The organism is Vibrio sp. V43_P6S15P86 (assembly GCF_009904725.1).
Taxonomy (GTDB): Bacteria; Pseudomonadota; Gammaproteobacteria; order Enterobacterales; family Vibrionaceae; genus Vibrio; species Vibrio diabolicus.
Genome location: NZ_WXWT01000044.1, coordinates 1 through 9,069 on the forward strand (window position 1 = coordinate 1; position 9,069 = coordinate 9,069).

Consider the following 9,069-nt stretch of genomic DNA (forward strand, 5'->3'; position numbering starts at 1 on the left):
ATCTAGTGCTGCTTGACTTTAATATCTTGACACTTTTTCGTTCAACTAAGGTAGGTTCTAATTGCACGACTTGCGCTTCTGTTGATTTATCATCCAGTTTTCGGACAAGCGTTTCCACGGCAGCTTGCCCAAGACGGTATTTAGGCTGGTGAATTGTGGTGAGTGATGGCGACATGAACTTCGCGATATGTATGTCATCGTAACCGATGATTGAAATCTGTTCCGGGACTTTAATATTGAGCTCATTTGCGGCGTTAATCACACCCATCGCCATCATATCATTGGAAACGAAAATCGAGCTGGGTAAGATGCCTCGCTGCGCCATTTTCATAAATGCTTGATATCCGCCTTCACATTCGAAGTCCGATTCAATGATCCAGTTGGCATTAAATTCCAAGCCTGCTTCGTTCATCGCACGTTTGTAACCTTCGTATCGCATTTGCGCTTGGTGTTTAATCAAAGGGCCAGTGATACATCCTATTTCTGTGTGGCCACAATCAATCAGGTATTTCGCCGCTAGGTAACCGCCACGAAGCGAGTTATCTTGAATTTTATCGCTCGTAAACAGCATCGGCCCCCAATCCATCACCACGACAGGGATATCAGGATAACGCTCAAATACATCGATACGCTCCCCTTCTAGCGAGGAGCACATCAAGATCAAACCATCGACACGCTTTTGCAAAAGCGTATTAATGGACTGGCGCATGCGTTCGTTGTCACCTTCGGTGTTACATAGAATGAGACTATAGCCTTTGTGATAGCAACTGCGTTCGACGCCTTTTACGACTTCGCCAAAGAATGGGTTGGTTGAAGTTGTCACTAGCATACCAATGGTTTTGGTACGATTGACTTTGAGGCTACGCGCCAAAGCTGATGGCGCATAGTAGTTGAGTTCTTTTGCGGCATTATTGACGCGTTCGGAGATCTCTTCACTCACAAAACGCGTCTTGTTAATAACATGGCTCACTGTTGAAGTGGAAACCCCTGCCAGTTTTGCGATGTCTTTCATCGTCGCCATGTTATTACTCCTAATTGATGAGGCGTTTAAGCCCTATTGTGCAGCGAGAAACGCGTCCACCTCTTCGCGAGTTGGGATCGACGTCTGCGCGCCAAAGCGGGTCACAGAAATTGCAGCCGCCGCATGTGCAAACTTAATTGCTGATTCTAAAGGTAAATCCTCTAACAGGCCAGTGACGAATGCCCCATTAAACGTATCCCCTGCTGCGGTGGTATCGGTCGCGTCAACACGGAACCCCGGGATGAGCTCACCTCTACCATTTTGACTTAACCAAACACCTTTCGCACCGAGTGTGATCATGACAATTTCGATACCTTTGCTATGAAGCACATTCGCCGCTTCTTGCGCGCTGTCATTATCCGTTACCGTTACCCCCGTCAGGACTTCAGCTTCGGTTTCATTTGGTGTAATGACATCAATACAAGCAAGCAGTTCGTCTGACAGTTCACGAGCTGGCGCTGGGTTCAGAATGACATTGGTTTTGGCATCTTTCGCGATTCGCGCGGCTTTCTCAATGCCGCACATCGGCGTTTCTAATTGCATCAGCAGGTAATCCGCTTGGCGAATGCGTTCTAAATCTGGCTCAATCGCTTCTGCTGTCAATTTGGCATTCGCTTCTGCTGAAATACAAATGCTGTTTTCACCACTATCCGACACTTGAATCATCGCAATGCCAGTTGGGCAGTTTGGTTGCATCTTCACACCTGTGATGTCGATGCCGTCCATATTGAAGTTTTCACGAATATTGATGCCGAACGAGTCATCGCCTACACAAGCAATAAAGCCAATATCAGCCTTGAGTCGAGCTGCAGCAACAGCTTGGTTGGCACCTTTGCCACCTGGGATAACTTGATAGTTGCGACCATGTAGCGTTTCGCCAGGGCGAGGGAAAGAAGGCACTTGAAGAACATGGTCAGCGTTTACACTACCTAACACCACTAACTTATTCATACGGTTATCCTCGGTTCTGAATGAACCCTTTTTTTGAAAAACTATTTTGGAAAATACATTAGATGACTTTAACTTCTCTTCCTAACGAAGGAGTCACGATAAAAAGTCAAAGGCATCTATACCCTGCATTTTTAAGTCTCTTTGGTATGTTTGCCCTCTCCTCCTAAACGACAGATATAAACGGAGGAGAGAGCAAAAATTAGGACGCTTTATTGAACGTCAAACTTATTTAGTCACTACTTTTAGTGGTACCGGAATGTATTCTTCTACTTTTTCACCTTTCAAGACTTTGTCAGCCGTTTCAACACCTAAAGCACCGATAAGATCTGGCTGCTGCGCGATGGTTGCTGCTAGTTTGCCACGGTTAACTGCCGCAATGCCGTCTTCCGTGCCATCAAAACCAACGATAACGACGTCTTTGCCAGATGCTTGAACTGCGCGAAGTGCACCTAGCGCCATTTCATCATTCTGTGCGAACACCGCTTGCACATCAGGGTTAGCCGCGAGTAGGTTTTCCATCACGTTTAGGCCTTTAGTACGGTCAAAGTCTGCTGGCTGGCTGGCAAGAAGATCCATATCGCTGCCCTTCACGGCATTCATGAAACCTTCACCACGCTCGCGCGCCGCCGATGTGCCCGCAATACCTTCAAGCTGAATTACTTTTGCTTTTTCGCCAACTTTTTCCATGATGTAGTGGCCTGCCATTTCACCACCGATCACGTTGTCGGACGCGATGTGGCTCACGACTTCACCACGGCTTGCGCCACGGTCTAGTGTCAATACAGGGATCTTAGAACGGTTCGCCATACGAATCGCATTAGACACAGCATCAGAATCCGTTGGGTTGATAAGAATTGCTTTTACGCCGCGAATACTTAAATCCTCGATGTTCGACAGTTCTTTGCTCGGGTCATTTTGCGAGTCCAGTACAATTAAGTCGTACCCCAATTCTTTCGCTTTAGCTTCCGCACCGTCTTTCATCGTTACGAAGAACGGGTTGTTTAGCGTCGAAACCACAATCGCCATCGTATCTTGGGCTTGTGCCGCTACTGATACAGTGGAAGAAAGAAGTGCAGCAGAGATAAGAGTTGCAAGTTTTTTCATCGTTCTAGTCCTTTGTGTAGGGTGAGCCAGCACACGCCCACTGGCTCGGTTTGTATTCAGGATTTAATGGTTATGGATTATTTGTTTTTGTTGTCTACCAGTACTGCGAGCAAGATAACCACTGCTTTGGCAATCATTTGGTAGTAAGAGGAAACGTCTAGTAGGTTAAGAGCGTTGTTTAAGAAACCGATGATCAGCGCACCAATTAGCGTACCCATGATGCGGCCTTTACCGCCCATCAAGCTGGTACCGCCAAGTACAACCGCAGCAATCGCATCTAACTCGTAACCCATACCCGCTGTTGGCTGCGCCGAAGACAGACGAGAAGTCACGATGATGCCTGCAAGCGCTGCCAGCATACCGCAGATGGCGTACACACCAATCTTCACTCGGTCTACATTGATACCAGATAGACGAGTCGCTGATTCGTTGCCACCTAGTGCATAAACGTAGCGACCAAAGCGAGTGTGGTTAAGTAGGTACCAAGCCGCAGCGAATACAACTACCATCAACCAAACAGGTACTGGAATACCTAGCGCGTAGCCGGTACCAAACCATGCAAACGCGTCAGCTGTGTCAGTAAAACCTGTCGAGATTGGACGACCTTCGGTGTACACCATAGTCACACCGCGTAGTAACGTCATGGTAACCAGCGTAGCGATAAAGGCCTGTACTTTGCCCTTCGCAATGATGATGCCGCTAATTGCACCTAACGCTGCACCTGCGACTAAAGCAGTCGGAACCGCCACCAGCACCGGGACTTCAAGCGCAATCATGCTTGCCGCAAAGGCACCACATAGCGCCAGTACGGAACCAACACTCAAGTCGATGCCTGCGGTTAAAATAACCAGTGTCATACCTACCGCGATAATGGCATTCACTGAGGTTTGACGAAGAATGTTGAGAATGTTGTCGACCGTAAAGAAGTTCGGGTTCAAAAATGACACAACAACAATCAAAAAAATCAGTGCTATCAGTGATTTTTGCTCAATCAACCACTCTTTTGTGAACAACTTCTTGTTGCTAGCTTCGGTTGGTTTGCTCATGGTATTAGTACTCATGCTGCTTCCTCATTGATCTTTTTGCCTACGGCACAGGCGAGTAATTTTTCTTGATCGGCGTCTTTCGCATCGAATTCGCCAGTAATACGACCTTCATGCATAACCAGAATGCGGTCACTCATACCGAGCACTTCTGGCATCTCGGAAGACACCAAGATGATGCTCATGCCTTCGGCTTTGAACTTGTTGATGAGTTGATAAATTTCTTTTTTCGCACCGACATCGACGCCACGTGTTGGCTCATCGAGAATCAGAACTTTAGGTTTGGTCATTAACCCTTTCGCGATCGCCACTTTTTGCTGGTTACCGCCGGATAAGTTACCAATGATTTGGTCGCGCGTAGGGGTTTTGATATTAAATAGCTTGATAAAATCTTCCACGGCAATCACTTCGTCGCTATGTTGGATTTGGAAGCCTTTAGTCAACTGGTTGAGAGAACAAAGTGACATGTTCTCCTTAACCGAGAGACCTAACACCAAGCCATCGCCTTTGCGGTCTTCAGAGATATAAGCGATGCCATTTGCTAAGCCATCTTGTGGGCTAACCGGGTTAATGGTTTTGTTATCGAGGTTGATAACACCATGTTCACTTGGCAACGCGCCGTAAATCACTTTCATCAGTTCGGTGCGGCCAGCCCCCATCAAACCAGAAATACCCAAAATCTCACCGCGTTTCAGCGTGAAGCTCACATCGTGAACGCCAGATCCGGTCAGGCCAATCACTTCAAGGCAAGTTTCGCCATGTTGTACATCAATACGTGGGTATTGCTCTTCTAACTTACGACCAACCATCATTTCGATCAGGCCGTCTTCATCAGTGTCGGACACCTTGCACTCACCGATAAATTTACCGTCACGAAGCACCGTAATATCGTCACAGATTTCAAAGATTTCTTTAAGACGGTGTGAGATGTAAACGATGCCGCAGCCCTGCTCTCGAAGCTCGTTGATCACTTTAAATAGTGACTCCGTCTCGGTATCAGTCAGCGCGTCAGTTGGCTCATCCATAATGATGACTTTCGATTCAAACGAAAGCGCTTTCGCGATCTCCACCATTTGTTGCTCACCAAGGCTCAAATCACCAAGCAACGTTTTCGATGAGTGCTTTACGTTAAGGCGTTGAAGCAACTTGTCTGCTTCTTCATACATCTTGCCCCACTGAATACGCCCCATCGTGCCGGTAAATTCACGACCTAGATAGATGTTTTCAGCAATCGTTAGTTCAGGGATCAAGTTCAATTCTTGGTGAATAATGCTGATACCCGCTTCCTGTGAGTCACGCGGCCCTTTAAACGCGGCAGGTTGGCCTTGATATTGGATGCTACCCGCATCCATATGATAGATGCCCGTCAGCACCTTCATCAAGGTTGACTTGCCTGCTCCATTTTCTCCCATGAGCGCCATGACACGGCCTGGGTAAACATTCAGGCTCGCTTTGTCCAGTGCTTTTACGCCCGGGAACGCTTTCTCAATGTCGCTCAGTTGTAGAATGGCTTGAGTCATAATCTGTCCTCAATATCTCTGGCTTAAAAAACCACGCCCGCTTGAAAGATAACGTTCGCGTATGGCGAGCATTCGCCAGTTCGAACGACAGCGCGGCTTTGTGCCGTGCGTGCTTTAAATGCTTCATGTGACACGTAGCTGATCTCGATAGATTTACCCGTTTCTTCGCTCTCTTTGCTCAGTTCGTTAAGCAATGCTTGATGCAAAACTGGGCTTACATCAGAAAACTCTTCCGCAATGATGACCCCTTCGATTTGCGACTCAGATAGAATCACGCGAACAGTATCAAGAAAACTTGGTACGCCATGCGTTAGCGCCAAATCAATTCGCTGTACATGCTCAGGGATTGGAAGGCCAGCGTCACATATCGTGATCTCATCGGTGTGGCCTAGCGTCGCCACCAAGTAAGAAATATCTGAGTTAATTAGGGTACTTTTTTTCATCTCATCGACCTTTCGGTTACACGTTCATACAACCATGAGCGCCTGTTTTAAAGTGTTTTCGTTATTAACAGAAAACTCATCGAAACGTTTCGATGAAATAATAATTCGTTGTGGTAATTTGACCAGAGTGAGATTGATAAGGTGTGAGAATGATCCGTAATTAACGGGTCATCGAATAGTAAAAAGGTACATGAGTCACACTTTGTCATCGAAACGTTTCGATGGCTAGTTTAATCGACACTTGAAGTGAGGCTTTTAAAGACAGTTGAAGAAGAGATACGTCCCATTACTGAGAAACACTCTAGTTAAAGAGATGGAAACCTTACACATCATCACAGTTCTTGGATGGTTGTCTGATTTTGGAGAACGCTCACCTTACAATCTGGTTACAATTTGCAAAACACATCATCCGTTCAGTACCTTATATGGTATGCGACGTTTGTAGGGACACAAACGGAAACACAAAACCATAATGAAGTTAAGCAATCGAGTCATCTTGCTTGTCGCGCCAGTGATCTTATTAAGCGCGCTGGTATCAAGTTATATTATTTACAGCATTCAAAAAGTAACGCTCATCAAGCGAGAAGATAGCTATATCCAATTGCAAATGGAAAAGCTCGCAGGGCAGTTCCGACAAGCCAACATATTCCTCAATAGTTATGCATACACATTAAGCAAAAGTGATGTATTGCAAGACTACTTGGTGAATCATAGCAATCCGTATCGTGAGCGCGTGTTATTTAACCGACTCGATGAAACCGCAGATGTGTTAAGCCATGGCTATACAGGCGATGCAAGCATGGCGATTCTCGACGGGAAACAAAACCTTCTTTATTACACAGAAAATAAATACTACGAATCATCAGGTGTAGTCGACCCTAAGGTATTGGATTACATCTCGCGAAGCTTTAGTACGAGAGAAGCGTTTAACCATACTGGCTTTATTTACAATTCCAGCGGGCAAAGTATTCTTCTGCAATACGAACTCATCGACAAACGAACAGGGACACAACCTCTAAGTTTTGATCCGCAAAATGTCTTTTTCGTGGTGGTATCGGTATCGCTCGAAGCCTTCAATGAGATCAAGCACGAAATCGAGTTCGACACGCATAGTGTGATAACTTTTGCCGACAAGCCTATTTATCTCGATATTCCTCTCGCTCAGACGATTGAACTATTGCCACACTTTTATGCGGTACTCTCCCCCGCTGAATATTTGATGTGGAATAAAGTCGATAAAGTGTGGCTAGAACTGGCCCTTTCCTTTGGTGTGGCGGCGTTTTGCACCATCACCTTAATTGTTTTGGTTTTGTATCGTTATGTATTACACCCCGTTTCTCGCCTCGATAAACAGCTACAAGAGCTGGAAACAAATCAACGCGGCAACATTGAAAAGCTAGAAACAAACGATGAAATAGGACGCTTATCCTCACGCTTTTTTGATATGTATGAAGAGCTCAACGTCATATATAAGAAGACAAAACGCCTGGCTGAAACGGATCACCTAACGCAACTCGCTAATCGCCATCGTTTCCATGAACTTGCAACTCGTGAACTCGTCTCCCCTTCGCAGCATTTGTGGGTCATTTATGTCGATCTCGATAACTTTAAGTACGTTAATGACAAATACGGGCATGAACTGGGAGACAACTTATTAAAGGTGTTTTCATCACACATCAAAAATGTCTGTCAAAAATTCTCGCACGACTACGATAGTCCCTGTTTTGCGGCACGATTGTCTGGTGACGAATTTGCTATTTTATTGAGCTCAAATCAGGATTCACAACGCCTACCTGACTTGCTGGCCTCAGAGTTGCTAAAACCGATTAGCAATCTCAGTCCATCTTGGAGTAATTCATTCCCCGTGACTGCAAGCGTAGGTATCGCTCAGTACCCTCAAGACGGTACAGACGTCGCGAAATTACTCTCCAGTGCCGATGCGGCAATGTATCAAGCCAAACGAGCCGGGAAAAACCAGTACGCTTATTACTCAGCAGCTCTCAATGTTGAGTCTCAAAGACGCAGTCAGCTTGAGCGAGCGCTCAGAAAAAGCAACGTGGAAGAAGAGTTCCATCTCGTTTTTCAACCCTATATGAATAATCGGGACAACGAGATTGAAGGACTAGAGGTATTATTGCGCTGGGAAGCGGAAGGCATTGGTCCCGTGCCTCCGAAAGAGTTTATCCCAATCGCGGAACAGGCGGGCTTATTTGATAAAATTGATCGCTGGGTTTTCGCCAACGCGACAGCGGAATATCACCAATTAAGAAATATTTTTGGCAAAGACATTGTCCTTTCGATCAACCTCTCTTCAGCAGAACTTAACTCCATCGAAATGGCGAATTATATTCATGACCAAGCAAGCAAAAACGGTGTGAAGCCAGAATGTATTGAGTTAGAAATAACAGAAACCTTTGCCGCAGAACAACAAGGTACAGCATTACTTGATGAGCTGTCGAAGCGTGGCTATCGTCTCGCCATTGATGACTTTGGCTCTGGCTATACATCGCTGACTCAACTTGTTCAATATCCAGTTCAAAAGATCAAGTTTGACCGAGAGTTCCTCGTTACATTGATGAAAACCAACAACGGTCATGTAATAAAACCCATCATCGATCTATGCCACGCTCAAAATAAAACGGTCACCGCAGAAGGTATTGAGCACAATGTGATGCATGAATGGTTATCGGCCTACCGCTGTGACTATATGCAAGGCTATTTATTTGGTAAGCCAATGAGTAAGGAACAACTGAATTTGTGGTGGCAATCCGCAAATGACGATAGCCGCTTCGATGGTTCCATAGTAGGTTCGATTACTGTTCAAGGGACATCTTATTAAAGATTAAGTACAGAAGCCATGTATGTGGCTGCTGTACTTATATAATATAGAAACAAGACTTTACCCTTAGTTTCAATAATATAAGCAACCACATAAGTCCGTACGTTAATTTTTGGTATTATTATTTTTCGATGAAATCTCTCAGTTA

General features: G+C 45.5%; 7 protein-coding genes. 1 reads left to right on the forward strand and 6 read right to left on the reverse strand.

What is annotated here, in order from left to right; genetic code table 11:
- The 6 genes from CAG69_RS02080 to rbsD form a co-directional block, all read right to left on the reverse strand.
- The coding region (locus CAG69_RS02080) for a substrate-binding domain-containing protein (RefSeq protein WP_161442513.1) at positions 1-1,021 on the reverse strand (1,021 nt) is incomplete at its 3' end.
- Between the two features lie 33 nt (positions 1,022-1,054).
- Positions 1,055-1,972, reverse strand: a complete 918-nt coding sequence (gene rbsK / locus CAG69_RS02085; protein ID WP_161442516.1) for a ribokinase — start codon at positions 1,970-1,972, stop codon at positions 1,055-1,057.
- Positions 1,973-2,197: 225 nt separating this feature from the next.
- Positions 2,198-3,076: a ribose ABC transporter substrate-binding protein RbsB gene (gene rbsB / locus CAG69_RS02090; RefSeq protein ID WP_005397160.1), complete on the reverse strand. Its 879-nt coding sequence runs from the start codon at positions 3,074-3,076 to the stop codon at positions 2,198-2,200.
- 77 nt (positions 3,077-3,153) lie between these two features.
- Positions 3,154-4,137, reverse strand: a complete 984-nt coding sequence (rbsC, locus tag CAG69_RS02095; protein ID WP_006741011.1) for a ribose ABC transporter permease — start codon at positions 4,135-4,137, stop codon at positions 3,154-3,156.
- The gene (rbsA, locus tag CAG69_RS02100; protein WP_161442518.1) at positions 4,134-5,639 is read right to left on the reverse strand and encodes a ribose ABC transporter ATP-binding protein RbsA; all 1,506 of its coding nucleotides are present in this window, start codon (positions 5,637-5,639) and stop codon (positions 4,134-4,136) included. The genes rbsC and rbsA overlap by 4 nt, the downstream gene beginning before the upstream one ends.
- A 23-nt stretch (positions 5,640-5,662) precedes the next feature.
- On the reverse strand, positions 5,663-6,082 hold the full coding sequence (gene rbsD / locus CAG69_RS02105; protein ID WP_005397153.1) for a D-ribose pyranase: 420 nt from the start codon (positions 6,080-6,082) through the stop codon (positions 5,663-5,665).
- 472 nt (positions 6,083-6,554) lie between these two features.
- Here rbsD and CAG69_RS02110 point away from each other — a divergent pair, with 472 nt between their 5' ends.
- Positions 6,555-8,921, forward strand: coding sequence for an EAL domain-containing protein (locus CAG69_RS02110; protein WP_161442520.1), 2,367 nt, complete (start codon positions 6,555-6,557; stop codon positions 8,919-8,921).
- Positions 8,922-9,069 lie beyond the last annotated feature (148 nt).

Coding starts and splice junctions, on each gene's coding strand:
- rbsC (WP_006741011.1), bottom strand. CDS start 4,137: ATGAGTACTAATACCATGAGCAAACCAACCGAAGCTAGCAACAAGAAG.
- rbsK (WP_161442516.1), bottom strand. CDS start 1,972: ATGAATAAGTTAGTGGTGTTAGGTAGTGTAAACGCTGACCATGTTCTT.
- rbsB (WP_005397160.1), bottom strand. CDS start 3,076: ATGAAAAAACTTGCAACTCTTATCTCTGCTGCACTTCTTTCTTCCACT.
- rbsD (WP_005397153.1), bottom strand. CDS start 6,082: ATGAAAAAAAGTACCCTAATTAACTCAGATATTTCTTACTTGGTGGCG.
- rbsA (WP_161442518.1), bottom strand. CDS start 5,639: ATGACTCAAGCCATTCTACAACTGAGCGACATTGAGAAAGCGTTCCCG.
- CAG69_RS02110 (WP_161442520.1), top strand. CDS start 6,555: ATGAAGTTAAGCAATCGAGTCATCTTGCTTGTCGCGCCAGTGATCTTA.